This window comes from Staphylococcus agnetis (genome assembly GCF_011466855.1).
Classification (GTDB): Bacteria; Bacillota; Bacilli; order Staphylococcales; family Staphylococcaceae; genus Staphylococcus; species Staphylococcus agnetis.
Genome location: NZ_CP045927.1, coordinates 337104 through 363391 on the forward strand (window position 1 = coordinate 337104; position 26288 = coordinate 363391).

General features: G+C 35.8%; 26 protein-coding genes and 1 riboswitch. Of the genes, 20 read left to right on the top strand and 6 right to left on the bottom strand.

Features of this window, described 5'->3' with window-relative positions; genetic code table 11:
* Nucleotides 1–158 precede the first annotated feature (158 nt).
* Together tarB and tagD are read left to right on the top strand one after the other, a co-directional pair.
* On the top strand, nucleotides 159–1250 hold the full coding sequence (gene tarB, locus GJE18_RS01710; RefSeq protein ID WP_060552388.1) for a teichoic acid glycerol-phosphate primase TarB: 1092 nt from the start codon (nucleotides 159–161) through the stop codon (nucleotides 1248–1250).
* Nucleotides 1251–1379: 129 nt separating this feature from the next.
* Nucleotides 1380–1778, top strand: a complete 399-nt coding sequence (gene tagD, locus GJE18_RS01715; protein WP_037566401.1) for a glycerol-3-phosphate cytidylyltransferase — start codon at nucleotides 1380–1382, stop codon at nucleotides 1776–1778.
* Nucleotides 1779–1817: 39 nt separating this feature from the next.
* Here tagD and pbp4 read toward each other — a convergent pair whose 3' ends face one another.
* On the bottom strand, nucleotides 1818–3098 hold the full coding sequence (pbp4, locus tag GJE18_RS01720) for a penicillin-binding protein PBP4 (RefSeq protein WP_107368293.1): 1281 nt from the start codon (nucleotides 3096–3098) through the stop codon (nucleotides 1818–1820).
* 217 nt (nucleotides 3099–3315) lie between these two features.
* On the opposite strand from pbp4, the gene GJE18_RS01725 reads away from it, so the two are divergent.
* Complete coding sequence (locus GJE18_RS01725) at nucleotides 3316–5040, top strand: ABC transporter ATP-binding protein (RefSeq protein WP_107368292.1); 1725 nt, start codon at nucleotides 3316–3318, stop codon at nucleotides 5038–5040.
* Nucleotides 5041–5102: 62 nt separating this feature from the next.
* Here the strand turns inward: GJE18_RS01725 and GJE18_RS01730 are convergent, their stop codons facing one another.
* Genes GJE18_RS01730 through GJE18_RS01740 form a run of 3 tightly spaced genes read right to left on the bottom strand, consistent with a single transcriptional unit; the run spans nucleotide 5103 to nucleotide 7498 of the window.
* Entirely contained in the window at nucleotides 5103–5264 is a 162-nt protein-coding gene (locus tag GJE18_RS01730) for a FeoB-associated Cys-rich membrane protein (RefSeq protein ID WP_060552391.1), read from the bottom strand.
* Between the two features lie 10 nt (nucleotides 5265–5274).
* Nucleotides 5275–7269 carry a ferrous iron transport protein B gene (gene feoB, locus GJE18_RS01735; RefSeq protein WP_060552392.1) on the bottom strand — a complete coding sequence of 665 codons (1995 nt, stop codon included), beginning with the start codon at nucleotides 7267–7269 and terminating at the stop codon, nucleotides 5275–5277.
* Nucleotides 7262–7498 (bottom strand): FeoA family protein, encoded by a 237-nt coding sequence (locus GJE18_RS01740; RefSeq protein ID WP_060552393.1) that lies wholly within the window; start codon nucleotides 7496–7498, stop codon nucleotides 7262–7264. Before GJE18_RS01740 ends, feoB begins: the two co-directional genes overlap by 8 nt.
* Before the next feature lie 267 nt (nucleotides 7499–7765).
* Here GJE18_RS01740 and GJE18_RS01745 point away from each other — a divergent pair, with 267 nt between their 5' ends.
* From GJE18_RS01745 to GJE18_RS01780, 8 genes are all read left to right on the top strand, one after another.
* Nucleotides 7766–8992, top strand: a complete 1227-nt coding sequence (locus GJE18_RS01745; RefSeq protein ID WP_060552394.1) for a NupC/NupG family nucleoside CNT transporter — start codon at nucleotides 7766–7768, stop codon at nucleotides 8990–8992.
* 512 nt (nucleotides 8993–9504) lie between these two features.
* A complete protein-coding gene (locus GJE18_RS01750) occupies nucleotides 9505–10338 on the top strand; it encodes a YitT family protein (protein ID WP_037566498.1) in 834 nt (277 codons plus the stop codon).
* Nucleotides 10339–10537: 199 nt separating this feature from the next.
* Nucleotides 10538–11344: an ABC transporter ATP-binding protein gene (locus GJE18_RS01755; protein ID WP_037566407.1), complete on the top strand. Its 807-nt coding sequence runs from the start codon at nucleotides 10538–10540 to the stop codon at nucleotides 11342–11344.
* Nucleotides 11345–11365: 21 nt separating this feature from the next.
* Nucleotides 11366–12367: a FecCD family ABC transporter permease gene (locus GJE18_RS01760; RefSeq protein ID WP_060552395.1), complete on the top strand. Its 1002-nt coding sequence runs from the start codon at nucleotides 11366–11368 to the stop codon at nucleotides 12365–12367.
* A complete protein-coding gene (locus tag GJE18_RS01765; RefSeq protein ID WP_107368291.1) occupies nucleotides 12364–13380 on the top strand; it encodes a FecCD family ABC transporter permease in 1017 nt (338 codons plus the stop codon). The genes GJE18_RS01760 and GJE18_RS01765 overlap by 4 nt, the downstream gene beginning before the upstream one ends.
* Before the next feature lie 140 nt (nucleotides 13381–13520).
* Nucleotides 13521–14021 (top strand): hypothetical protein, encoded by a 501-nt coding sequence (locus tag GJE18_RS01770; RefSeq protein ID WP_037566411.1) that lies wholly within the window; start codon nucleotides 13521–13523, stop codon nucleotides 14019–14021.
* Between the two features lie 380 nt (nucleotides 14022–14401).
* Nucleotides 14402–15469 (top strand): YkvI family membrane protein, encoded by a 1068-nt coding sequence (locus GJE18_RS01775; protein WP_037566412.1) that lies wholly within the window; start codon nucleotides 14402–14404, stop codon nucleotides 15467–15469.
* Nucleotides 15470–15511: 42 nt separating this feature from the next.
* The gene (locus GJE18_RS01780) at nucleotides 15512–16549 is read left to right on the top strand and encodes an alpha/beta hydrolase (protein WP_107368289.1); all 1038 of its coding nucleotides are present in this window, start codon (nucleotides 15512–15514) and stop codon (nucleotides 16547–16549) included.
* 188 nt (nucleotides 16550–16737) lie between these two features.
* Here GJE18_RS01780 and GJE18_RS01785 read toward each other — a convergent pair whose 3' ends face one another.
* Nucleotides 16738–17244 carry a GNAT family N-acetyltransferase gene (locus GJE18_RS01785; protein ID WP_037566415.1) on the bottom strand — a complete coding sequence of 169 codons (507 nt, stop codon included), beginning with the start codon at nucleotides 17242–17244 and terminating at the stop codon, nucleotides 16738–16740.
* Nucleotides 17245–17356: 112 nt separating this feature from the next.
* Between GJE18_RS01785 and GJE18_RS01790 the strand changes: the two genes are divergently transcribed.
* From GJE18_RS01790 to GJE18_RS01800, 3 genes are all read left to right on the top strand, one after another.
* Nucleotides 17357–18289, top strand: a complete 933-nt coding sequence (locus GJE18_RS01790) for an NAD(P)H-binding protein (RefSeq protein ID WP_060552398.1) — start codon at nucleotides 17357–17359, stop codon at nucleotides 18287–18289.
* Nucleotides 18290–19045: 756 nt separating this feature from the next.
* Nucleotides 19046–19663: a DUF47 domain-containing protein gene (locus GJE18_RS01795; RefSeq protein WP_039646860.1), complete on the top strand. Its 618-nt coding sequence runs from the start codon at nucleotides 19046–19048 to the stop codon at nucleotides 19661–19663.
* Between the two features lie 14 nt (nucleotides 19664–19677).
* Nucleotides 19678–20679, top strand: a complete 1002-nt coding sequence (locus GJE18_RS01800; RefSeq protein WP_060552399.1) for an inorganic phosphate transporter — start codon at nucleotides 19678–19680, stop codon at nucleotides 20677–20679.
* A 287-nt stretch (nucleotides 20680–20966) separates the two neighbouring features.
* Here the strand turns inward: GJE18_RS01800 and GJE18_RS01805 are convergent, their stop codons facing one another.
* The gene (locus tag GJE18_RS01805) at nucleotides 20967–21788 is read right to left on the bottom strand and encodes a CHAP domain-containing protein (protein ID WP_060552400.1); all 822 of its coding nucleotides are present in this window, start codon (nucleotides 21786–21788) and stop codon (nucleotides 20967–20969) included.
* 277 nt (nucleotides 21789–22065) lie between these two features.
* On the opposite strand from GJE18_RS01805, the gene GJE18_RS01810 reads away from it, so the two are divergent.
* From GJE18_RS01810 to GJE18_RS01835, 6 genes are all read left to right on the top strand, one after another.
* Nucleotides 22066–22704 (top strand): Bax inhibitor-1/YccA family protein, encoded by a 639-nt coding sequence (locus GJE18_RS01810; protein WP_107368360.1) that lies wholly within the window; start codon nucleotides 22066–22068, stop codon nucleotides 22702–22704.
* Between the two features lie 16 nt (nucleotides 22705–22720).
* Nucleotides 22721–22830: riboswitch (TPP riboswitch) on the top strand.
* A 60-nt stretch (nucleotides 22831–22890) separates the two neighbouring features.
* Nucleotides 22891–23475 carry a thiamine phosphate synthase gene (locus GJE18_RS01815; RefSeq protein WP_060552402.1) on the top strand — a complete coding sequence of 195 codons (585 nt, stop codon included), beginning with the start codon at nucleotides 22891–22893 and terminating at the stop codon, nucleotides 23473–23475.
* Nucleotides 23472–23672 carry a sulfur carrier protein ThiS gene (gene thiS / locus GJE18_RS01820; RefSeq protein WP_107368359.1) on the top strand — a complete coding sequence of 67 codons (201 nt, stop codon included), beginning with the start codon at nucleotides 23472–23474 and terminating at the stop codon, nucleotides 23670–23672. The genes GJE18_RS01815 and thiS overlap by 4 nt, the downstream gene beginning before the upstream one ends.
* A gap of 1 nt (nucleotide 23673) precedes the next feature.
* Nucleotides 23674–24441 (top strand): thiazole synthase, encoded by a 768-nt coding sequence (locus tag GJE18_RS01825; RefSeq protein WP_107368358.1) that lies wholly within the window; start codon nucleotides 23674–23676, stop codon nucleotides 24439–24441.
* Nucleotides 24441–25433 (top strand): ThiF family adenylyltransferase, encoded by a 993-nt coding sequence (locus GJE18_RS01830; protein WP_060552404.1) that lies wholly within the window; start codon nucleotides 24441–24443, stop codon nucleotides 25431–25433. The genes GJE18_RS01825 and GJE18_RS01830 overlap by 1 nt, the downstream gene beginning before the upstream one ends.
* A gap of 79 nt (nucleotides 25434–25512) precedes the next feature.
* Nucleotides 25513–26226 (top strand): YebC/PmpR family DNA-binding transcriptional regulator, encoded by a 714-nt coding sequence (locus GJE18_RS01835; RefSeq protein ID WP_037566429.1) that lies wholly within the window; start codon nucleotides 25513–25515, stop codon nucleotides 26224–26226.
* Nucleotides 26227–26288: the final 62 nt, after the last annotated feature.

Sequence of the window (26288 nt, forward strand, 5' to 3'; positions counted from 1 at the left end):
CGAATCCATCTAATGATTCGTTGCTGACAGTGGTGGCTTGGTGCTAAGTATGCAATGTTGTGCTTTTGACCAGTCATTCAATGTCAATATTCTATGAAGCTGGCGCGCGAGTGGTCCAGCTTTTTTTATAAACAACATATATAAGGCGGTGTTTTGTAATGGTACGATATTGGCTTAAAGAGATGTACATCATAATGATTAAGTTTTTGATGGCTTTTTTTCAAAAACGTGGCGTGGATGCCAATCATATCGTAGTTATAATGAATTTTAAGGAAGACATGTATCCGATTATAAATAAGTTGAATGAACGTGGATTTCGCGTCACCGTTTTTGCGAAGCGGGAACATCTTAAAGCAGTGAGCGCTTTGAAGGAAGTCTCTAGTTATGAATTTCATCAGTTTAATGTATTGAGACTTCTGTTTATGATGGCAAGTGCAAAAGTGATATTTGTCGATAATTTGCATCTCTTTATGGCAGGATTTAAGAAGAAAAAAGGTCAGACGGTTATCCAAACGTGGCATGCGGCAGGTGCCCTAAAGAAGTTTGGTTTTGAAGATCGTTCGGTAGATCATGAGCATGACAAATTAGTCAGGCAATACGAAAACGTTTATAATGCAACGGATAAATATTTAGTGGGTTGCCAACAAATGGCGACATGTTTTCAAAATGCATTTAATGCACATTACGAACAATTGGTTAATTTTGGTGTGCCGAGGCTCTCGCGTTATTTTTCTGTAGACATCGATGCGCTAAAGGTAGAGCTTAAGGAGAAACATGGATTAGATGGGAAAATTGCGGTATATTTACCGACCTATCGTGAAGAGGGGATGACGAACCGTATCTTAAATAAAGAAGCGTTCGAGTCAGCCTTACCTGACTATACATTAATTTCGCGTTACCATCCATCCGTCAACGTTATGTCAGAGCATTATGGATTATCTGTATTTGAATTAATTGTACTGGCGGATGTCATTATTTCTGATTATAGCTCATTACCTATTGAGGCAAGCTTAATTCAAAAACCGACATTATATTATGTTTATGATGAACAAGAATATGAAAAAGCACGTGGGTTGAATGCTTATTTTTATGATATCCCTACAGATTATAAAGTGTATCGTGAAGCGGATATTTATCAACGTTTAAAACAACATGAATTAAAACCCCTATTTGAAGATTGGCATACGTATAATAAGCAATCTACTTTAAATCAAATCGCTATATATGTAGATCGTCTTACTAAAATATAAATTATAAGGTTATAGCGAAATTATTTAGTATTGTCTTTATTATGAGTTTTAAATTGTATCTCCCTTTGACGCATGGTATACTCTTATCATATGTTAAGGAGAGATTAAAAATATTAAGGAGGCGTAAATGTGAAACGTGTCATAACTTATGGAACGTACGATCTTTTACATTACGGTCATATCGAATTGTTACGCCGTGCAAGAGAAATGGGAGATTACCTTGTTGTTGCATTATCTAGCGACGAATTTAATCGTATAAAAAATAAAAAGTCTTACTATAATTTTGAACAACGTAAAATGATGTTAGAATCAATTCGATACGTGGATTTAGTTATTCCAGAACATGATTGGGGTCAAAAAGAGTCTGATGTAGAAAAGTATGAGATTGATACTTTTGTGATGGGGCATGATTGGGAAGGCGAATTCGACTTCTTAAAAGATAAATGTGAAGTGATATATCTTAAACGTACTGAAGGTATTTCAACAACACAAATTAAAAAAGAATTATACGGTAAAGACGCAAAATAAGGGAAAGTTGCTCAAGCAACTTTCCCTTATTTTATAATTTTATCGTCGTTTAATTGTTAAAAATAATAAGTAATAAATGGTAACGGATAAGAAGCCGATTAAAAAGATAAATCCTAAAGATGTTAATATTGGGTGATCTTTCCAAGAACTGACAACAAATGATTTGGATTGATACACAATAGGTTTTTCAACTTCAACTTTTGGAGGACCATAAGCTTTAGAAATAAACTGACGTTTGTAATTAAGGTGAACTTCACCGTTTTCAATGACTAATTGATAAGGTTTGGTCATTGATTTTGGCACAATATCATATAAATCTTGAGTAACATAATACGTCTTACCATTAATCTTATGTTCTCCTTTAGATAAGATTTTACGGTAATCGTACTGATAAAATGCAACATTAATTGTGCTTGCACTCATCATATTACGTTCTTTTTCGCCACCCAAATTTTTATAATCTCCAGCACCCATAATGACATGGAAAATTCGAAACTTTCCGCGTTTTGTCGTTAATGTATTATTATAATCAGCAAGATCACTTGAACCTGTTTTAAGGCCGTCGGTACCTTGTAAACTCATGTTTCCGCCTTCAAGCAGGTCATTAAATGTATAATATGTAACACCGTGCTGAGTAGGAGCGATTTGTTTTGTGAAATCTAATATCTTCGGTGTGTCTTGCACCGTATGTTGCGCTAATATAGCATAATCACGTGGCGATGAAACAGATGAGGTTTCATTTTTATATTTTTGTGGCACAAATTCTTGCAAACGAAAATTTTCAGCACCTGTTGGATTGACATAATGCGTTTGAGTCATGCCTAAATCTTTTGCGGTTTGATTCATATCATCGACAAATTTAGATGTGGAACCTGATACTTTTTGAGCTAATATTAAGGAAGCAGCATTACTAGAAGCGGAAACTGTGATTTGAAGTAATTCTGCAATTGTATAAGTTTCTCCTGGATAAAGCTTTGTATTGCTCAATTCAGGTAATGTAGACATTCTATAATGCTGATCTGTAATTTTAACCGTATCATTAAGGTTTAAGTCGCCTGATTTAACGGCTTTTAATGTCAGATACATGGTCATTAATTTTGTCATAGAAGCAGGGTACCACTTTTGTTTATCTTGGTATTGATAAAGAATTTGGCCCGTTTCACTTATATTGACAAGGCCTTCAGGTTGAAATCCATAACCAACGCCATAGCCGTTTTGATTTGCGATATCAACAGGTGTTGCTGTATTCGCTTTAGTAAAAGGTGTTATAATAGTTGTAGCGAAGAATACAACTAAAATACTCAGAATTACTTTTTTCATATGCACTCCTTCAAAAATGATAAAACTTTTTTGTTTGGAACAACCGAAATTATATTTTACCACAGTTTTTTTGTGAGATGTATGCGTCTTGCGATGGAACATAAAAATTATTGTGTTGAATGAACAGTGTATATGTTAAATAAGACGTCCTGAAGTATGACGTCGGTGTGAGGGGAGACTCCCTTCACGACAATAATCAATAAAGAGGTAACCATTTATGAAAAAAGAGAATCCACTTATTTACTTATTAAAAAAAATATCATGGCCAGTGGGTTTGATTATTGTTGCAGTTTTAATCGCATCTTTAGGGAGTTTAACAGGGTTATTGGTGCCTTTATTTACGGGGCAACTTGTTGATAAGTTTACATTAACTTCAATTAATCCAACATTTATTATGATTATTGTTGGGGTATTTTTAGTCAATGCAATACTTAGTGGACTTGGTTATTATTTATTAAATAAAATTGGTGAAAAAGTCATTTACGCGATTCGCTCCGTTTTATGGCGTCATATCATTCATTTAAAAATGCCATTCTTCGATAAAAATGAAAGTGGTCAACTCATGAGCCGCTTAACGGACGATACGAAAGTGATTAATGATTTTATATCTCAAAAATTACCAGGTTTCTTTCCATCTGTCATTACTGTTATTGGTTCTCTAATCATGTTATTTATTTTAGATTGGCAAATGACATTATTAACGTTTATTACCATTCCTATATTTGCAATCATTATTACACCACTTGGTAAAATTATGCAAAAAATATCGACGAATACGCAAAATGAGATTGCAAATTTCAGCGGTCTACTTGGACGGGTTTTGACAGAAATGAGACTTGTAAAAGTGTCGAATACGGAACATATTGAACTTGAAAAAGCGCGCTATAACTTAGATGAAATCTATAAACTAGGTTTAAAGCAAGCAAAAATTGCCGCAGTGATTCAACCTATTTCAGGCATAATTATGCTGATTACAATTGGTATGATTCTAGGGTTTGGTGGGTTGCGTATATCTTCTGGTGCGATATCAGCCGGTACACTAGTTGCGATGATATTCTATGTACTCAATTTATCAATACCGCTTATTAATTTATCTACATTAGTGACGGATTACAAAAAAGCGGTCGGTGCAAGTAGTCGGATTTATGAAATTTTGCATGAACCACTTGAGCCTATAGAGCCTAAAAATACCAAACATCTATTAAAACATGGAGATTTAACGTTTAACAACGTGTCTTTTAAATATGAGGTTAAGCCGATATTACAAGATGTATCATTTACCATTCGTCGTGGTGCAGTGACAGCATTTGTTGGGCCATCTGGGTCAGGAAAAAGTACAATTTTCAGTTTGATTGAACGTATGTATGAAATCGAATCAGGAGATATTCAATATCATCAACAATCAATTTATGACATTAGTTTAAGTGATTGGAGACGTAAAATCGGTTATGTGATGCAAAGTAACGCGATGATGAATGGTACAATACGAGATAATATTTTATACGGTATTGAGCGAGAAGTCTCACAAGAGGAATTGGAGTATTATGCACGTCTTGCGAATTGTCATGATTTTATTCAAACATTTGAAGATGGATATGACACGATCGTAGGTGAGCGAGGATTGAAGCTTTCCGGAGGTCAACGTCAACGTATTGATATTGCGCGTAGCTTTATTAAAGATCCTGATATTTTATTACTAGATGAAGCAACTGCCAATTTAGATAGTGAAAGTGAACGTAAAATTCAAGAAGCGTTAGATGTTTTAATGGAAAATCGAACAACTATTGTCATCGCACATCGACTTTCAACGATTAAAAAAGCAGAACAAATTATTTTCTTAGATCAAGGTCGTGTGACTGGAACAGGTAAACATGGGGAGTTAATGCAATCTCATGAAATGTATCAACATTTCGTAGAAACACAAAACTTAACAACATCATAATAAGGTGGCCAAGACATGTTGAAGCAAAAATTGACATCAACGTGTACAAGGCCACCTTGTTTTTATTTTATATTAGGTTTAGAAATTGTATGAGAGGTACAACCATCGTTGACGTCACAAGCACTACATTGTCCTTGTTTAGACTTTCGCATGTAACGCCGTAATACAAAAGCAACGTAACTGACAATGATTAAAACGAATACAATATTGATTAATAAAGTCATCTCATCACTCCTATAGCATTAAGCTACCAATTTGATAAATTACTAGAGATAGTAAGTATGCAACTGTAATTGGATAAGCCACTGCGAGTAATGTCCATTTCCATGATGTTGTTTCTTTGCGTATCGTTGCAACAGTTGCTAAGCATGGTGTGTACAACAAGATAAATACCATAAAACTATAAGCGGACAACGCTGTGAAATGCGTAGAAACCATAGATACTAACGCATCGTCATTAACCGCATAAATGATTGCCATCGCACTGACAATAACTTCCTTTGCTAAAAATCCAGGAATTAAAGTAGCTGCGGCTTGCCAACTATCAAAGCCAACAGGTGACAAGATTGGTGCAATCGCTGAACCAATGACATGTAAAAAACTTTCATGTGCTTGAACATTAATACCATGAGGTCCTGCATAGTTTAATAACCAAATTATCACTGAACCCGCAAAAATAAATGTGCCTGCTTTTTTGACAAAACCTTTTCCTTTTTCCCAAGTACTACGCCATAACGTTTTTATAGAAGGAAGGCGATAGGGTGGAAGTTCAACGACAAAAATGGAGGTATCTTTTTTTAGAACAGTCTTAGTTAAAATGTAACTCATTACTAAAGCAGCTACGATACCTAACACGTAAAGACTTAATACGACAAGTGCTTGATGTTGTGCAAAGAATACGGCAACGAAAAGGCCATAAACAGGTAAGCGGGCAGAACAAGACATAAATGGTGTGATTAAAATTGTAGTTAATCGTTCTTTTTCCTCTTCTATACTACGTGCGGCCATAATCCCTGGTACATTACAACCAAAACCAATAATCATTGGGATAAAGGACTTTCCATTTAAGCCAAAATTTTCCATTATTCTATCCATAATGACCGCAATACGTGCCATATAACCAGAGTCTTCTAATAAAGAAATGAAGAAAAATAGCACTAAAATTTGAGGAACGAATACTAATACGCCACCAACACCAGCTATAATACCATCTGTGACTAATGCTTGAATAGGCGGATAAATGCCCAACATCGTCATTATTTTTATGGCAAAGTCAGTGAGTGTGCCACCGAAAAATGCATCAAGTTGATCAGATAGTGGTGTTCCTACCCAAGTAAAAGTAATTTGAAAAATTAGCCACATTAAACATAAAAATATAGGGATACCCAAAATTTTATGCGTTAAAAGCGCATCGACACGTTCTGTAAGATGATGCTGTGGTGTTGAGGGATACGTGACCACATCATCTAATAAACGATTGATATAATGTTGGCGTTGCGTAATAATTTCTTGTTCAAGATCGACATCTTGTGTAGCTTTAAAAGCTTGAATACATGCATCTATTTTCTCTTGGGTGATTGAATCTAAAGAAGTTTTAATCGTTGGATTATCTAAGATGTATTGAATGGCGACGAAGCGATGATGTTTTTGATGTAATACGTAGTTTTCTGGAATGTGTTGTTTTATTTCAGTAATCAATTGCTCAATTGGTGTACCATAATGAATCATTAATGGGCGTTGAGGCGTTAAATGATAATCAGTTAATGCGTTTAACATGTCTGTGCTGCCTTTTCCAGTCCGTGCAATCACTGGAATAATAGGGACGTGTAATTTACGCATAAGTGCCTCATAATCAATTTTAATACCTCTTTGACTTGCCACATCTATCATATTGAGTCCTATTAATAATGGTGCACCGTATTCTAATAATTGAATGGTTAAATTAAAATTACGTTTAATTTGAGCAGCATCGATAATATTAATCATGCCATCAAATTGATCGTGAATGAGGTAATCTGTAACGACAGTTTCATCACGAGAAATAGGGACTAAATCGTAAATGCCTGGAAGATCAATTAATTGTCCTGTGTGCGATTTAAGTTGCCCGACCTTTTTATCTACAGTAACGCCACTCCAGTTACCCACATAGTCATATGAACCCGTTAGTGCATTAAAAAGGGAAGTTTTACCGACATTTGGATTTCCTAAAATACAATAAGCGTTACTCATGACAATGCTCCAAACCAATTTTACATGCGTCACAATAACGTATTGAAATATGTTGACCATTAATATTGATTGTACAAGGGCCTTTAAACAACCCTTTTTGTTGCACTTGTAATTGACACCCTTCAATGCATCCGAGTGCACGTAAGCGATGTTTTAAGTTGATATTATTCATCTCCAAAGTCGTAACGACATAATTCACTCCGAGTTGAGCCTCAGCAACATATGTCATGCAAACCACCCACTTTTAAATGTTAATGATAATCATTTTCATTGAAGATTATAAACGCTTTAACACTTTTTCACAATAACTTTTTTGTGGAAAATACGTGACATTAAACATTTTATGCATTTGACCGATAAAGTAAAAATGATTAATCAAATACAGTTTGTATCACAAAATATGGCGTGTAAGGACAATTAAAAAGATATTCTCACCAACAATCGTGCGTGGTATACTTAAAGTGTTGAAATCAGAGAAAGGATAGGGTTTAAACCTATGTATTTAATTATTAACATAATTGGGTTGTTAGCTTTTATAGGCGTTGCAGCATTGTTTTCACGAGATCGTAAAAATATTCAATGGGGATCAATTGGGATATTAGTGCTATTAAACTTGTTTCTTGCATGGTTCTTTGTATACTTTCCGGCAGGTACAAAAGTTGTTGAAATGGCAGCTGCAGGTATTTCCTGGGTAATTGATGCCGCATTCTCAGGCGTTGGTTTCGCGTTCAAGAGTTGGACAACGAATAAACAAATGGACATGGCGGTCGCAGCTTTGTTCCCGATTTTATTAGTTGTACCATTGTTTGATGTTTTAATGTATTTACGTATTTTACCGTTCTTTATGCGTGGTGTCGGTTGGGTGCTCGCTAAAATTACACGTCAACCGAAGTTTGAAGCATTTTTTGGAATTGAAATGATGTTTTTAGGAAATACAGAAGCCATTGCTGTTTCAAGTGAACAAGTGAAACGCATTAATGATGCACGTGTACTTACGATTGCAATGATGTCGATGAGCTCCGTTTCAGGTGCAATTGTTGGTGCTTACGTGACGATGTTACCTGGCGAACTTGTATTAACAGCTATTCCGCTCAATATTATTAATGCGATGATTGTCGCTTCTATTTTAAATCCAGTACGTATTGATGTAGAAGAAGATGTGATTTATGAACTGAGAACAAACGAAAAGCGTCAACCGTTTTTCTCATTTTTAGGTGATTCAGTATTAAATGCTGGGAAACTTGTCTTAATAATTATTGCTTTTGTTATAAGTTTTGTAGCTTTAGCTGAATTAGCAGACCGTCTTATTAATCTTATTTCAGGAGGCATCGCATCGCTATTCCACGTTAAAGGTAGCATCGGTTTAGACCAAATTTTAGGGGTATTTATGTATCCATTCGCATTACTGTTAGGTCTACCTTTTAATGAAGCGTGGGATGTGGCACAACAAATGGCTAAAAAAATCGTGACGAATGAGTTTGTTGTTATGGGTGAAATCATGGGCGATGTGCAACATTACGATCCACATCGTCGTGCAATTATTACAACATTCTTAATTTCATTTGCAAACTTCTCTACAGTAGGGATGATTATCGGTACCCTTAAAGGAATAGTTAATGAAAAAACGTCGGATTTTGTATCAAAATATGTACCGATGATGTTATTGTCAGGTGTTTTAGTTTCATTATTAACTGCAGGATTTGTAGGTTTATTTGCTTGGTAAACAACATTTTAGGCGATAGATATTACCATTGAGAGCTTTGATGATAAAACCTCCAACATTTACAGATGAATGTTGGAGGTTATTTAATAGCTTTAAAAATCAAATGAAAAAATAAGACAGCTCAGCTATTGCCGAACTGCCTTGACGGGAAATGAATAATTGGGTTGATACTCGAGCAAAATATCAACCTACGAGCAAAAATCTCTCTTACTATAAACAACACAAAGGAGATGGCCTATTGTTGACTTGCAACAAATAAGGTAATTCTTATTATACATAAAGATAGACCTAAAGTAAACGAAATATTCAGAAATTTGTAAAATTATTTATTTCAATACGCTACTATCTTTGATATGACAAGGATGAGAGGCGTTTGATTTTTTTGAAAATGAATTTTGATTCAAAATTATGTATGGCAATACAATATTTCTCATGGGGTACGATTAGTGACCAAATTGTGATAATATGGCTAGTGTTAAGAGTGTAGAAAAATGAATAAGGGGGATGATGGTGTGAAAAGAACAGTGAGAGATTTAATATTAGTCATCATCGGTAGTTTTATTTTTGCGGCTGGGGTCAATGCATTTATCATAGCGGGTGACCTCGGTGAGGGTGGCGTAACAGGTTTGGCAATCATTTTATACTATGCGTTTCATATTTCACCTGCATGGACCAATTTTATCGTGAATGCGGTACTGATTGCAGTCGGATACAAGTATTTAAGTAAACGTAGTATGTATTTAACGGTGTTTGCGACAGTGCTTATTTCTGTTTTTTTAAGTTTAACAGAATCATGGTCTGTTAAAACGGATGATATTCTTGTCAATGCCGTTTTCGGTGGTTTGACGGTAGGGTTAGGTATAGGCGTCATCATACTTGCAGGAGGCACGACAGCCGGAACTACGATTTTAGCGCGTATTGCCAATAAATATTTAGACGTGAGTACACCGTATGCATTACTATTTTTTGATTTTATTGTGGTGATGATTTCATTAACTGTTATTCCATTAGACCGTGTATTAATCACATTAATCAGTCTATATATTGGCACAAAAGTGATAGACTTCGTAATCGAAGGTTTAAACCCTAAAAAAGCAGTGACTATTATTTCTAAAGAACCTGATCGTGTTGCGAAGATGATAGATGAAGATATTGGACGTGGTGTAACAATCTTAAATGGGCGCGGATATTTTTCTAAACAAGAAACAGATGTATTATATGCTGTGATTAGTAAAACGCAATTATCAAGAACGAAGCGCATGATTCGAAAAATTGATCAAAATGCATTTGTCGTAGTCCATGATGTGCGCGATGTTTATGGAAATGGTTTTTTAGTTGAAGATTAATATGAATTAAGACAGGAATCGTTAATACGCACGATTCTTGTCTTTTTTTGTACGTTACATTTTATGATTTTCAAATAGAAAAGCGTTTTAAAAAATGATATAATGAACGGACATGAAAATGATTCTCAATTAGAGATGCATATTCGCATATTTTATAAATGAACGCTATAAAATGGTAAGCGTAGAAAGAAGGATAATGATGAGTAGATTAACAGGAAAAGAAGTGACAATTGGATATGGTGATCGTATCATCGTGAATAACTTAGATGTTGCAGTTCCTGATCGGAAAATCACATCTATCATCGGACCTAATGGTTGTGGGAAATCTACATTGTTAAAGGCTTTATCACGATTATTAAGTACGAAGAGTGGAGAGGTTTATTTAGACGGGAAAAATATTCAGTCACAGTCAACGAAAGAAATTGCGAAAAAGATTGCGATATTACCCCAGTCTCCTGACGTAGCTGATGGGCTTACTGCAGGTGAGTTAGTCTCCTATGGTCGTTTTCCTCATCAAAAAGGCTTTGGTCGTTTATCAGATGAAGATAAAAAAGAAATCGAATGGGCCATGCGTGTCACAGGCACTCATGATTTTAAACACCGTGCTGTCAATGACTTAAGTGGTGGTCAGCGCCAACGTGTATGGATTGCTATGGCGCTTGCGCAAAAGACAGATATTATTTTCTTGGATGAACCAACTACGTATTTAGATATTTCACACCAACTTGAAATTTTAGAATTAGTTCAAACATTAAATCAAGAACATGGGACAACGATTGTAATGGTTTTACATGATATTAACCAAGCCATTCGTTTTTCAGATTACTTAGTGACAATGAAAAATGGTGATATCGTTAAACAAGGCGAAACAGAAGATGTTTTAACAAATGAAATTCTCGAAGAAGTGTTTAATATTGACGCTGAATTAAGCACGGACCCAAGAACAGGTAAACCGATGTTAGTAACGTACAATTTACTGTGTAAACACTATGAAAAAGTAAATTAATAAAATGAAAGAGGACTTCGAATGAAAAGCACAGTGACTGCTCAATTAAAATTCAGTGTATATATGCTCGTGGCAATATGTGTGACAGTGATTGCTTTTATCGCATCAATGATGTTAGGACAAGCACACGTTAGCCTACACACGATATGGACTGCAATATTTCAATATGATGCCTCTAATCAAGCACATAATATTATAGTAGAAATTAGATTACCGCGTGACATAGGGGCCTTGATTGTTGGCATGGCACTGGCGGTATCTGGTGCTGTAATTCAAGGTGTTACAAAGAATGGACTCGCAGACCCAAGTTTAATTGGTTTAAACGCTGGGGCTGCGTTTGCTTTAGCGGCTACTTTTGTGTTTTATCCAGAAGCGCCGTTTTTTGTAGTCATCCTATTCAGTTTTATGGGTGCAATTTTAGGTGGGGTATTTGTATTATCAGTGGGTGCATCTAAACGTGGTGGTTATCAACCGATGCGGCTTATTTTAGCTGGTGCAGCGATTAGTGCATTGCTCACTGCACTGAGTCAAGGACTGGCATTAACGTATCGCTTAAATCAATCAATTAATTTTTGGAACGCTGGTGGGATATCGAGCACAACATGGCAGCATTTATCTATCAGTGTGCCACTTGTTGTGACAGTAACATTTGTACTTATGCTGATAAGACGCCAGCTGACTATATTGAGCTTAGGCGACGCGATTGCTAAAGGATTAGGACAAAACACGACACGTATAAGCATCATTGCATTATTATTAACGATGCTTTTAGCAGGAATTTCAGTGGCAATGGTAGGCCAAATTGCTTTTGTAGGGCTGATCATACCACATTTAGTGCGATTTTTAGTAGGTACAGATTATGAAAAAATCTTGCCACTCTCAGCTTTATTTGGTGGTGCACTCGTCTTAATTGCAGATATTATCGCAAGATTACTAGGAGAAGCACCTATGAGTGCCATTATCGCATTTATTGGTGTGCCTTTTTTCTTGTACTTAATTAAGAAAGGAGGTCGTCTCGTGTGATTGCTCGAAACATCAAACAAAAGCGACACCTTTCATTAATTTTAACGGGTATTTTATGTATCCTTTCTATAATATTGAGTTTAACCACAGGAGCGTTTCCGATGACTTTGGGAGAGTTGGTCAGCGCACTCATTGGTCAAGGTAATGGGGCGACACAGCTTATCCTATTTGAATTTCGTTTACCGCGTTTAATTGTCACGCTATGTGCTGGGATAGCACTCAGCTTAAGTGGTGCCATATTACAAAGCATAACAAGAAATGGTCTTGCTGAGCCTGGCATACTTGGTATCAATGCTGGAAGCGGTTTTGCGATTGCGTTATTTATCGCGATAGGACAAATCAAAGCTGACGACTTTGTTTATATGTTACCAATTGTCAGCTTATGTGGTGGATTGATTGTTACACTTTTTATTTTTTATTTTAGTTATGAAGGTGAAAAGGGTTTATCACCGGCAAGTATGGTTTTAGTGGGTGTTGGGTTATCCGCGGCGCTTTCAGGTTGCGCATTAACGTTAATTTCTTCGTTTGATCGCAGTCAGTCAGAATTTATTTCAACTTGGTTTGCAGGAAATATTTGGGGAGATACGTGGCCATTTGTATGGACTTTTGTGCCATGGCTTCTCATCATCATTCCTGTTGTGTTATATAAAGCTGAAATACTTAATATTTTAAATACGAGCGATGCGATTGCATTAGGCTTAGGTATCTCTCTTAAACGTCAACGTCTCATATTAGTATTTCTTGCCGTATTATTATCTTCAGTAGCAGTATCCATTGTAGGTGCGATTGGATTTATAGGTTTGATGGCACCCCATATAGCACGTACAATCATTGGTCCAAGACATCAAAGTTTTTTACCGTTAGCGATGATGATAGGCGGGATACTCCTAGTCATTTCAGACACTATAGGTCAAAACTTAGTACAACCCAATGGATTGCCAGCAGGAATTATCGTTGCGATCATTGGAGCACCTTATTTTTTATATTTAATGTATAAAGTTAAAGGGACATAAATATGTGTAGTGATGTGAGCGTACATCGTGAATTTATGTGTTTCTAAACAAAATTTAATGATGCATCAGTAAGCATTTCCTTAAAAATTATGTTAAAATAAATGTAATTATTATGAGATGCAAATTCAGGAGGACAAGCGATGCAAGATTTAATTCAAAAACACGTATTGAACGGCGAATTTTCAGCTGTTAAAAGCTTAATGTCCGCGACTGATTTCTTAGCTTTTGAAGAAGCGTATATTTCTAGTGCTCATGAGGATGAAAGTGTGATGTATTATACGTGTCTTCTCGATATGATTAAACAAGAAGAAACGTCAGAAATTCATGACCTTGCGTTTTTGCTCCTCGTATATCCTCTAAGTGATGTACCTGGTGCACTCGATGCAGCATACTATCATGCCAAGTCATCCATTACTTTGACTGAAGGAAAAGAAGTTAAAAGCTTACTTCAAATGTTATTACTTCATGCGATTCCTGAACCAGTCATTTCGGATAAAAAAGCTTTTGATATTGCCAAGCAGATATTAAAAATTGACCCTGAAAACAAAGTAGCGCGTAATGTATTAAAAGAAACAGCGAAGCGAATGGATCAAGTCGTTGTAGATATTGGTGATTTAAATCATTTCAAAGATGCAAAGTAAAATTGTTACTATATAAGAGAGGTGGGAACTATGTACCATCTCTTTTTTTATATTAATTTATAGTGTTGCAAGTGAGTTCTAATTATAAAGTAGTTTTAACATGTTTAATGTCATAAGATTGCAGTGTACAATTGACAACAAATTTTCATCGCGTCGTTTGTAAATGGCTTATTTTTGCATAAATATACAAAATCAAAATGAATACGTTTCAAATTATACTTGTTTGTGTATAATTACAATGGCATAATAAGTTTTATTTTGTGTTTAAATCCCGTCATTACAATGGTTATAGCAATTGATAAGCGGGTTATAAATTTGAAATAAAGCGTATAATGTGGTTTAATGTTTAACGTGTTTTGCAAATGAGGAGGTCAAAACAGATGCACAAATATTCTGAAGCAATTAAAATTGCTTTTGCTTATGTTGGCGTTGTCGTAGGTGCAGGTTTTTCGACAGGTCAAGAAGTAAAACAATTCTTTAGTATGTACGGGATTTATTCTTATATTGGGGTGGTTATCTCAGGTCTTATCCTTACATTCATTGGGCGTCAAGTAGCCAAAATCGGAACGGCATTTGATGCGAATAATCACGAATCCACTCTAGAATATCTATTCGGCAGAAAGTTAGGATTGATTATTGATTATATTTTAATTTTATCGCTGTATGCAGTAACCATTACAATGATTGCTGGTGCAGGATCCACGTTTTTTGAAAGTTATGGTGTGCCAGTATGGTTAGGCGCGTTAATTATGTGTATTCTTGTATTTCTGACATTGTTGATGGACTTCAATAAAATTGTCGGGGCGTTAGGCGTTGTAACACCTATTCTAATTATTTTAGTTGTCATTATAGCGGCAACATACTTATTTAAAGGATCTATCGGCTTTTCGGAAGTCAATAGTGTTGTTGAAAAACCAAGTCTCATTCAAGGTATATGGAATGGTTTTAACTATGGTGGTTTAGCTTTTGCTGTTGGCTTTAGTACATTAGTTGCGATAGGTGGCGATGCGTCTAAACGTAAAGTATCAGGTCTGGGTGGCCTTGTTGGTGGTGTAGTATATCTCGTTTTACTTGGATTAATTAACTTTGCGTTACAGTCTGAATATCCAAGTATTAAAGATTCAGCGATTCCAACACTTGTGTTAGCTGGGCAGATTTCACCAATTTTAACGTTTGTATTTTCAATCGTAATGCTTGCGGTAATGTACAATACGATTTTAGGTTTATCGTATTCATTTGCGGCACGTTTTACAAAACCATATACTAAAAAATATTACGTCATGATTAGTATCATTATGCCAGTGGCATATGCCTTAAGTTTTGTAGGTTTTGAAGGGCTTATCGCATTTGTTTACCCGATGATGGGTGTGATTGGTTTATTTATCGTCATTGCTGTAATGGTTAAATATTTTTATAGAAAATCTCAAGATAAGAAATACATTGCTTAATTCATAAGATATGATAAAATTTTTCCGAAAGGGAAGATTGTTATGAAAAAACGTAAAAAGAGTTGGCTTGTGATTGCATGTATTGTCTTTATAGTCATAGCCGGCCTTGTCGTCGGCTATTTTTTTGGAACTAAAAAGTCACAAGAAGCATCACATAAAAAGAAAGTTGCTATTCAAAATAATAATGTCACGGCACTTACGGACATCACATATATGAAAAGTTTGCCTAATAGTCAATTGGATATTTTGATGCCTAAAAATATTAGTGCAAATGAAAAATTACCTGTCATCTTTTGGGCGCATGGTGGTGGATTTATTGCGGGAGACAAACAATATAAAAACCCCTTGCTCGCTAATGTTGTTGAACGTGGCTATGTTGTAGTCAACGTCAACTATGCGTTAGCGCCTGAATATCAATATCCAACGCCATTAATTCAAATGGATAAAGCAGTAGCTTTTATCAAAGCCAATCAAAATAAATTACCTGTAGATATGAATCAAGTTGTTTTTGGTGGTGATTCTGCTGGCGCTCAAATTAACAGTCAATTTACTGCGATACAAACCAATGCCGAACTAAGAGGAGCGATGGGATTTAAACAACAAGTGACGCCAAACAATATTAAAGCCGCTATTTTTTTCGGGGGTTTTTATAATATGCATACAGTACGTGAAACTGAATTCCCCCGTATTGATTTGTTTATGCGTAGTTATACAGGGGCCAGAGATTGGGAAAGCCATTTTAAAACTATTAACCAAATGTCTACAGAACGTCAAATTACATCGAAATTTCCATCAACGTATCTATCTGTAGGCGATGCTGACCCATTCCATTCTCAAAATGATTCATTTTCACATGCTCTAAAATCGCAACAAATCCCGGTTGATACGTTGTTTTATAATGGGTCACATCATTTAAAACATCAATATCAATTTCATCTTGAAAAACCAGAATCTCGTGAAAACATACGTCGCGTTTTGAGTTTTTTAAGTAGAAATACCACACAACAAAATTTGAAATCTGACATTGATGAAGCACCACAAACAGATATTAACCTAAATCCGTATGAAGAAATGCCTTAAACAGATGTATAGCCAAATGGATGAGATTATAAAGCAACAACGTCTATAAAATAGCCCTCAAACATGTTGTCGTCAAAATGTTTGAGGGTTATTTCTATACTTGTATTGATTTTTATTTACTGTATTGCATGGTAACATCATACTAAAAGGTAGGTATTTCAAGTGTCCAATGATAAAATAAAGACGATTTAATGAACGATGTATGCCATCATATATTCATTGAAATATTGGTCGTCAATCTTAAGGGTATGTTGCATTTCGCCTTCCACTTTAAAGCCTGCGCGTTTGTATAAACGATATGCACTCGTATTATCGGTTACAACGGTTAACTCAATACGGGTCATTTGATGATCACGACACCAATTTTTACATGCATCTAAAAGTGCTTGGCCGATACCGAATCCCTGCTCTTGATTTAAGACACCCATTGCTATTCTTGCTTTATGTTCAATTCGATGGAGTTTCTTTGAAACAATGGTAATGTAACCTACCAGCATGTCGCTTTTTTCAGCTACTAAAATAGCTAAGTGAGGAGATGTAATGACTTCTTCAAGATTAGAAATGGCATATTCTAATGAAGGTACGTACTCGCCAGGTGCATAAAGCATGTATTCTGACTCATCATAAACCTTTTGCATTAAAGTGGTAAAAGCTTCTACGTCGTTAATACTTATTTCTCTAATGTTTAAAGACATGCTTTCAACTCCATTTTTATAAATTAACGTCCCTTAAAAGGGGAATAAGATACCATCATTTATTGTATCGCACTTTACCATGTATAGGAAGTTATTAGAAAGGGGCATCATTATGCGACTCAAAATATTATTAGCAGGTGGAACGGGGACAATCGGTAAATCCTTAATTGAATCTTTAACACCCGAATATGATATTTATACTATGTCTAAATATCCTAAAAAGCACGCACATCCTCACGTGACGTGGATAAAAGGGGATATTTATAATTACTACGATGTGAAAAAAGCAATGGAAGGCATCGATATAGCGGTATTTTTTATTGATCCAACGAAACATTCGGCGAAAATGACACGTGCACTTGCGAAAGAGCTCAATATCATTGCGGCTGATAATTTTGGAAGAGCAGCAAAAGCCTGTGATGTACAAGAAATCATGTATGTGCGAGGAAGCAAATTTGACCAGGAAACGGTGACGCAACTTCAATCACATGGTGTTCATGTTCGAGCGACGAGTAAACGTATCAATAGACCACACATATCAGTAGAATTTCAAGCCGCTAAATATGATGACATACGGATTGCGCATCATATACCTAAGCCACCACATTGGGAAATGGAAACATTTATTGACGAAATGTCCCGTTGGCTTTCTCAAACTACCGGAACACGCGTTAAGATCGTTAGAGAAGGGGATTGTTTCAAGTTTTATAAGAAGAAAAACAACAAACTTTTGTTTGAATTTGAGCTAGAACGCATTGATGAGCACTACTATCGACTCGTGGCGAAAGAGAGTTCAATTTCATATACAAAAGAAGGGAAACGCGCATGTGTTGAATTTAGATACATTCCTCAATTCAATTGGATTATTGTACATTTATTCGACTATATTCCACGAGCAATTTGGCCGATTGCATATATGATTCAAGTGCCGTTTTACCAAATGCTTATTCGTGGCTTTGATACGAAATGTCGTATCCAAACACTTCAACATAAACAAATCAATGGAGAGTTTATGAGTTACACCAAAAATGATAAAAAGTCGTAAATATCAATGAATTCGGTCGGTATTTGTCTTACTTTAAATCACTCATATTAATTTTAATTGATACAATGAGTTGTTGTGATGTAATAAACACCCATGTATAACTGATCTTACTATCACTAAGTGATTATGATTTCACACGTTATCAAAACATGTGTGAGATCAAGAGGTGCTTGTGATGGTGGCTTAAACTTTATGATTGCCTTTGAAATTTGTTACGAATTGTCAAAGGCTTTTTTTAGTGCATCAGCGAGTTGTTTACATCATGATAAAGACAAATGATTAAGAATTGCTTGCCAATATAACACACAGTTATGAATTTATGATAACTTTTTATTATCGACTCTATAATTGATTATAACTTTAAATGATTAATTGATGTTCAATTATGAAAATTTTGTAATTGGTATAGATGGTCTTCAATTAAAAGGCTTCACGTAGCAACTCAAGTGTATTTAATGTGAAAATTTTACGAAAGTTTATCCCAAATGGTAGGCATATGACGTATTTAAGGCGATAATAAATTAGAAATGTTAAGGTTTTGTAAATTTAATTGTAGATATGTAAAATTTATGCTATTTTCAAATAGGATTATGAAATTTTAGTGAAAACGTATCGTTTCAATTCTTGTTTCTATAGTAATAACAGAATTGCGTACTTTTCACTAAATAAGTTAACAAAGATTTAACATTGATTTATAATTAAATAAACAATGAGTTTACAAATGGGATAGGACGACAGTTGAACGGAGGATTTCAAATGATTAGAAAAAAGAAGGATAAGTTTATGGAGCGCTTAGAGGATATGATTTATAACCTTGATCGTGCTGCTGTAGAATTCGGTAAAATGGATTTCAATACTCATTTAGATCTACGTACATATGCAGATAACATCAAAACGTATGAATCTCATGGTGACGATTTAATGCATCAAGTGATTACAGATTTAAATCAAACGTTTATTACACCAATTGAGCGTGAAGATATTATGTCTTTATGTAATGCGATTGACGATGTATTAGATGCAATGGAGGAAACATCTGCAATGTTTGAAATGTATTCCATTGAATACACAGATGAGTTTATGGCCGAATTTGTTGAAAACATCCAAAAAGCCATAGGAGAAATGAAATTAGCAATTGGTTTAATGTCAGAGAAAAAGCTATCTCACATGCGTGTACATTCTATTAATATTAAAGAATTTGAAACAAACTGTGATGGCATATTACGCCAATCCATTAAACATATCTTTAACAGTGAAACAGATCCTGTCACTTTAATTAAAATTAAAGACATCTATGAAAGTTTAGAAAATATTGCTGACCGTTGTCAGACAGTAGCGAACAATTTTGAAACAATAATCATGAAAAATAGCTAAGGAGTATCTATCTTATGGAATTATTAGTGCTGATAACGGTGGCTATTGTTATATTTTCATTAGTGTTTGATTTTATTAACGGGTTTCATGACACAGCCAATGCTGTAGCCACTGCTGTTTCTACGCGTGCATTAACACCTAGACATGCGATTTTATTAGCGGCCATTATGAATTTTATTGGTGCCTTAACTTTTACAGGTGTAGCAACAACAATAACAAAAGACATTGTTGATCCATTTACGATTCACAATGGTTTGGTTGTTGTGTTAGCAGCGATTTTAGCAGCCATTGTATGGAACTTGGTGACATGGTATTTTGGAATTCCTAGTTCATCATCACACGCGCTGATTGGGGCGATTGCTGGATCAGCGGTTGCTTCAGCAGGTTCATTTAGTATTTTACACTTTCAAGGGTTTACGAAAATCGTTTTAGTATTATTACTTTCACCAGTCATCGCTTTTATCGTCGGGTTTACGATTTATTCAATTGTAAAAAAAGTATTTAAAAATGCGAATCTTGCACGAACGAATCAAAACTTCCGATTTTTCCAAATTTTTACAGCAGCGTTGCAATCTTTTTCTCACGGTACAAATGATGCTCAAAAGTCAATGGGGATTATTACGATGGCATTGATCGTAGCCAATCTTCAATCAGACGTAGAGCCTGCATTATGGGTTAAAATTTCATGTGCTGCAGCAATGGGGCTCGGAACCGCAGTTGGTGGTTGGCGTATTATTAAAACAGTCGGTGGAAACATTATGAAAATTCGTCCTGCCAATGGCGCAGCTGCAGACCTTTCTTCTGCATTGACAATTTTCACAGCGTCTTATCTTCACTTTCCACTCTCAACGACACACGTTGTATCCTCATCTATTTTAGGTGTAGGCTCAGCTAATAGAATTAAAGGTGTTCATTGGAATACAGCAAAACGTATGATTGTGACATGGGTAATTACATTACCAATCACTGCAATCATTGCAGCTATTTTCTATTTCATTTTGAACCTCTTTATATAATAATAGACTGGATTACCTTTAATATAAAAATCATGTAATGGTACTTCAAATCGCCTTCGAATGCTCATGTTTAAATGAACTTCGAAGGCGATTTTTTCTATGTGTAATAGGGCATACCTCATCGCATATAAATACTATTCAATAAAGGGACGGTAAATAAGTGCTCCGCTAATCCTGAAAAATGGGGATGAAACATAGTACACCTGTTAATTAAAAATAAGCCACCAAAATTCATTTATACATGAGCTTTGGTGGCCTATTTTTATATAGTGTTCAATCGATTCGTTTTAATGAATGTAATTATAAGATGATGCAATTGAAGCTGGAATTGTACGATAATCTGGTGTACCTGGTGGTGTATTATAGTTTGTTTCAGAAATTAAAATGCTGCCATCAGGATTCACACGTTCAACATATGCGACATGACCAACTGGGCCTTCGTAGTTTTGCATAATTGACCCAACAGTCGGGTTATGATCTACCACATAACCGTCAGCCGCAGCATTCGCAGCCCAATGATCTGCATTCCACCAATATGTACTAATAGGTTGGCCTGCTTCAGCACGTTTATTAAATACATGCCAAGTACATTGACCCCAATCATAAAGGTTTTGATGGTTGAATGTTGGTGACGTATAACCGCCATTAGATGTTTGCGTAGTGCCTGTAGGTGACCCTGAAGTTGTTGTAGCATTGCCACCTGAACCGCCAGGAATTGTTAATGTTTGATTAGGGAAAATAAGGTAACCATTTAATTGGTTAGCATTCATAATATCTTGCGCTGTTACACCATATTGCGCTGCGATTAAGTCCAATGATTCACCTGCGCGCACGGTATGTGTATTACCTTGAGATACATTTGGTGTGTTGTTTCCAGTTTGGTTATTGTTAGCTGAACCAATTGTAAGCACTTGACCAGGGAATATAATATGGTTAGATAAATTATTGTCTTGTGTTAATTGATCTACAGATACCCCGTATTGTTGTGCGATAGACCAAATAGACTCGCCTGACTGTACCGTATGTTGTGTTGAAGCTTCAGCATCTTGGTGTACAAGTAGCGCTGCAGCTCCTGAAGTAAATGTAAGTGCGAATGCGAACTTTTTCAAAGTATTGCCCCCTTATATCCATAATTTTTTAATGAATGACTTTAAGTATTAGATTCCACTTCATGGTATCAAAATTTAAAGACATTTTGTGCGTTGTTACAAAGGTGTAATATTGTGATAAACATAGTGTTTTTTTTAAAAGCTTTGAATAGGTTGAAATATAAGACTTTAGACCTATACCCTATTTTTAAGTTCGTTAAATATTAAAATGGTTGTAATAATTCATTAACTGTTTTAGCATATACATATTCTGATGGATTGGATAGGAGGTAAGCATATGTCATCACCCACACGTCAATCAAATATAAAACCACATCCGTTACAATATGGTAAAGTTTGGCTATTTTTTATGTATTATTGGTTGATTTTTGGTATATCAACGTATGTTGGACAGTTCTTACCTTTAACGTGGCGACAACCACTTTCCATTGCCTTGTTAATACTCATTCTGCTTACAATGATTGTACAGCGTGCACGTTTTAGTGGTCCAATCATGTCACACATTTATACCATCGTATCAGGGTTATTATCTTATGCCACGTTTACAGTTGCACTACAAGATCTTGGCCCGAGTATATTTTTCAAAAATGTATTATTAGCCATTGTTGGATTTGTCATCTTTGGTTGTATAGGGTTCTTTTTAATTAAAGACGCGTCGAATTTAGGGAAGTACTTATTTGTAGTGTTGATTGCGTTAATTGTCGCAAGTTTAGTAGGTTGGTTCATTCACAATCCGATTTATCATACGCTCATTTCATTAGTTGGGCTGTTGCTTTTTTTACTTTATACGTTGTATGATTTTAATAGAATGAAAAGAGGCGCTTATTCTCCTCGTGAGATGGGGTTCAATTTATTCTTAAATCTGTTTAGAATCATTCGCTATGTGCTGAACCTGGCACGATACGCGCGTCGATAAAAAATTGAATAGTTAAAGTTACCACTGGAAGTGCCGTCAATTAACGGCTGAGATTAAAATAGTGATTTTAAAATTCCTTGACCTGATCCAGATAATGCTGGCGTAGGAAAGTGGCATACGTTTTTTGATTTGCATGCTACTTTTCTATGTTTAGAAAAGTAGTATTTTTTTTGAGGAGGTGACGTGATGCTCATCGTAATTACGCCTTTTGAAATATTAAATGAACAACATCAACAATGTTTACTACATAGAGCTTCGTTCATTGATGGTGTCATTCTGCGCACTCCGATGTCAGATCCTGCACTCAAATTATGGATACAGATGCTACTTAATCAAGGATTCCCAAAACACAAACTCATTATTCACACACGTGTAGCTTTGGCGCAGGAATTCGATATTAAGCGCATTCATTTTCGTGAGTACGACATTCCTGCACATTTTAACACTAAAGCATGGCAAGTGAGTATGTCTGTGCATTCACCTAAAGCGATACGTTATGCGTTAGATAAAGGGGCAATATGGGGATTGTATGGGCATCTGTTTCAAACCGAATCTAAACATGGTCTAAGGCCCAGAACGAAAGCTGAGGTTCGACACGTATTAGCGCAATCATTACCTCTAGTGGCTGTAGGAGGAATAAATGCAACTACTATTGTCAACGTTTCACATCAATTTATAGGCATCGCGATGATTCGCGGGGCTTTTAATCAAAAAGTGTCTCACGTTAAGCAAGTTAGGTCTATATGGATGAAAGGAGGGGGACAGTTATGAAAGTAAAGATCAATGGAGATACACATGATTTCAAAAAAGGTACGACAATTACACAAATGCTTCAATGTTTTGATATTGAAAGCAAACGTATGGCAATTGAAATAAATGGTCACGTTGTAAAAAGGTCGGTATGGCCACAATATACGTTATCAGAATGTGATCAAATTGAAATTTTAGAATTTGTAGGAGGCGGATAATATGTTTCAGATTGCACATTTTTCATTTGATTCAAGGTTATTTTTAGGAACAGGAAAGTTTGAAAGTGTAGATATTCAAAAACAAGCTATTGAAGCATCAGAAACAAATGTTTTAACTTTTGCAGTACGCCGTATGAATTTATATGACAAGACATTGCCCAATCCATTAGCGGATGTGAATTTAGAAAAGTTTATTACTTTCCCTAATACTGCGGGTGCTAAAACAGCTGAAGAAGCTGTGCGCATTGCGGAAATTGCTCATGAAGCTAGCGTGTGTGACATGATTAAAGTAGAAGTGATTGGCGATGATCATACACTACTACCAGATCCTTTTGAGACGTATCGCGCGTGTGAACAATTGCTAGAAAAAGGTTATATCGTATGTCCTTATATTTCAGATGATGTCGTCTTAGCTCGTCGATTAGAGGAATTAGGCGTCCATGCGGTCATGCCGTTAGCATCCCCGATTGGAACGGGGAGAGGATTGAGCAACCCTTTAAATTTACGTTTTATCATTGAAAATAGTAAGATTCCAGTTATTGTTGATGCTGGTATAGGCTCTGCAAAAGATTGTGCGGAAGCTATGGAGTTAGGCGCGGATGCAATACTATTAAACTCGGCAATTTCTGGTGCTAAAGATCCGGTGAAAATGGCGCGTGCAATGAAAAAAGGGATTGAAGCGGGACGTCTCAGTTATGAAGCGGGTCGCATTCCGGTTCGGTATAATGCCGTCCAATCTAGTCCATCAGAAGGACTTGGATTTCTTTAATGTCACGCTATGATAGACAAGAAAAATTCCACGCATTTGGACAACAAGGCCAACAAAAACTAGCGCAATTGCATGCATTTATTGTAGGTGTAGGTGCACTGGGGAGCGGTATCGCTGAACAACTTGTGAGAAGTGGCGTAGGAAAGTTAACGATATTAGATAAAGATATTGTGAGTATGTCGAATTTACATCGGCAAAGTGGTTACTTAGAAAGAGACGCCAATCAGCTGCGCCCAAAAGTGTATGCGTTAAAAGAGCGGCTTAATGCGATGAACAGTCATGTTGAAATCAACGCGTTAAATAAAGAGTTAACGTCAAATAATGCAGAAACACTTTTCCTTCAATATCAACCTGATTTAATTTTAGATGGGCTAGATCGATATGAGCCAAGATATTTGCTTAACGAGGTGTGTCATAAGTTAGATATCCCGTATATTTATAGTGCAGTCGTAGGAAGTCAAGTTAGTGTTTTTCCAATAGGTAAGGATGGGCCATGTTTGAACTGTCTCATGCCGGATGTACCCGAGACAATGGAAAGTTGTGCGCAGTATGGTGTTTTACCCCCTGCTGTTCATATTGCGAGTAGTCTCGTCGTTGCAGAAGTATTTCACTATGTGATGCACGGACAATTTTCATTTGAAATGAAAGCTTTCGATATTTATAAAAACACATTTAAATCAATAGATATCACTGAATTAAAAGAAGCGGCTTGCGATGTCTGTCAAAAACATCATTACCAAAGACTGACATATAAGCAGCAACATACTGAGACTTTTTGTGGAGGTGTTATTCAAATCCGCTTGACACCCCAAGATTTTCAGCGACCACTTGCACAAGAAGTCTTGATACTTCACCAAAACGCCTATGTTAAACGTTTGAAATATAAACACTATACAATGACGTTTTTCCAAGATGGTCGTTTATTAATCTATGGAAGCAGTCACACCAAATATGTGGATGACGTAACGCGTCACATTTTCTTTTCATCTTAATATAACGTGAGTTGATAATATTAAAATAAAAGCGGTATAATAAAAAGTATTCATTAGCAACTGAAAGTGAGATGGAAATATGGGACGTAAATGGAACAACATTAAAGAAAAAAAGGCACAAAAAGATAAAAATACAAGCCGTATTTATGCAAAGTTTGGTAAGGAAATCTACGTTGCAGCGAAATCTGGTGAACCAGATCCTGAATCAAACCAAGCTTTAAAACTTGTGCTTGAGCGTGCAAAAACGTATTCAGTACCCAACCATATTATAGATCGTGCCATTGATAAAGCTAAAGGTGGTGGCGATGAAAACTTTGATGCGTTACGTTACGAAGGATTTGGACCAAGCGGATCTATGGTCATTGTTGATGCGTTAACAAATAATGTAAATCGTACAGCATCAGACGTGCGTGCAGCATTCGGTAAAAATGGTGGCAATATGGGTGTATCAGGATCTGTAGCCTACATGTTCGACCATACAGCAACGTTTGCCTTTGAAGGATTTGATGCAGATACTGTTTTAGAAAATTTAATGGAAGCAGATGTAGATGTGCGTGATGTGATTGAAGAAGGAGGCTTAACGATTGTTTATGCTGAGCCGGATCAATTTGGCATTGTACAACAAGCGTTAAAAGAAATGGGTGTAGAAGCATTCGAAGTGGCTGAATTCGAAATGTTGCCTCAAACAGAAGTACAACTTTCTGCAGAGGACCAAGAAACGTTTGAAAAGCTTATAGATGTTTTAGAAGATTTGGAAGACGTCCAACATGTTTTCCATAACGTCGAATTATAAAAGTAAGTGTATTAGGAGGTGGAACGCGATGTTTCACCTCTGTTTTTATAATGAAAACATAA

Bases quoted from the DNA above. Each gene is read 5' to 3' on its own strand.
- GJE18_RS01785 (WP_037566415.1), bottom strand. From the start codon at position 17,244: ATGTCTTTAAACATTAGAGAAATAAGTATTAACGACGTAGAAGCTTTT.
- GJE18_RS01745 (WP_060552394.1), top strand. From the start codon at position 7,766: ATGTATTTAATTATTAACATAATTGGGTTGTTAGCTTTTATAGGCGTT.
- GJE18_RS01830 (WP_060552404.1), top strand. From the start codon at position 24,441: ATGTCACGCTATGATAGACAAGAAAAATTCCACGCATTTGGACAACAA.
- GJE18_RS01775 (WP_037566412.1), top strand. From the start codon at position 14,402: ATGCACAAATATTCTGAAGCAATTAAAATTGCTTTTGCTTATGTTGGC.
- GJE18_RS01770 (WP_037566411.1), top strand. From the start codon at position 13,521: ATGCAAGATTTAATTCAAAAACACGTATTGAACGGCGAATTTTCAGCT.
- GJE18_RS01730 (WP_060552391.1), bottom strand. From the start codon at position 5,264: ATGACTTTATTAATCAATATTGTATTCGTTTTAATCATTGTCAGTTAC.
- GJE18_RS01790 (WP_060552398.1), top strand. From the start codon at position 17,357: ATGCGACTCAAAATATTATTAGCAGGTGGAACGGGGACAATCGGTAAA.
- GJE18_RS01815 (WP_060552402.1), top strand. From the start codon at position 22,891: ATGCTCATCGTAATTACGCCTTTTGAAATATTAAATGAACAACATCAA.
- pbp4 (WP_107368293.1), bottom strand. From the start codon at position 3,098: ATGAAAAAAGTAATTCTGAGTATTTTAGTTGTATTCTTCGCTACAACT.
- GJE18_RS01725 (WP_107368292.1), top strand. From the start codon at position 3,316: ATGAAAAAAGAGAATCCACTTATTTACTTATTAAAAAAAATATCATGG.
- feoB (WP_060552392.1), bottom strand. From the start codon at position 7,269: ATGAGTAACGCTTATTGTATTTTAGGAAATCCAAATGTCGGTAAAACT.
- GJE18_RS01760 (WP_060552395.1), top strand. From the start codon at position 11,366: ATGAAAAGCACAGTGACTGCTCAATTAAAATTCAGTGTATATATGCTC.
- GJE18_RS01780 (WP_107368289.1), top strand. From the start codon at position 15,512: ATGAAAAAACGTAAAAAGAGTTGGCTTGTGATTGCATGTATTGTCTTT.
- GJE18_RS01835 (WP_037566429.1), top strand. From the start codon at position 25,513: ATGGGACGTAAATGGAACAACATTAAAGAAAAAAAGGCACAAAAAGAT.
- tarB (WP_060552388.1), top strand. From the start codon at position 159: ATGGTACGATATTGGCTTAAAGAGATGTACATCATAATGATTAAGTTT.
- GJE18_RS01800 (WP_060552399.1), top strand. From the start codon at position 19,678: ATGGAATTATTAGTGCTGATAACGGTGGCTATTGTTATATTTTCATTA.
- GJE18_RS01795 (WP_039646860.1), top strand. From the start codon at position 19,046: ATGATTAGAAAAAAGAAGGATAAGTTTATGGAGCGCTTAGAGGATATG.
- thiS (WP_107368359.1), top strand. From the start codon at position 23,472: ATGAAAGTAAAGATCAATGGAGATACACATGATTTCAAAAAAGGTACG.
- GJE18_RS01810 (WP_107368360.1), top strand. From the start codon at position 22,066: ATGTCATCACCCACACGTCAATCAAATATAAAACCACATCCGTTACAA.
- GJE18_RS01755 (WP_037566407.1), top strand. From the start codon at position 10,538: ATGAGTAGATTAACAGGAAAAGAAGTGACAATTGGATATGGTGATCGT.
- GJE18_RS01740 (WP_060552393.1), bottom strand. From the start codon at position 7,498: ATGACATATGTTGCTGAGGCTCAACTCGGAGTGAATTATGTCGTTACG.
- GJE18_RS01825 (WP_107368358.1), top strand. From the start codon at position 23,674: ATGTTTCAGATTGCACATTTTTCATTTGATTCAAGGTTATTTTTAGGA.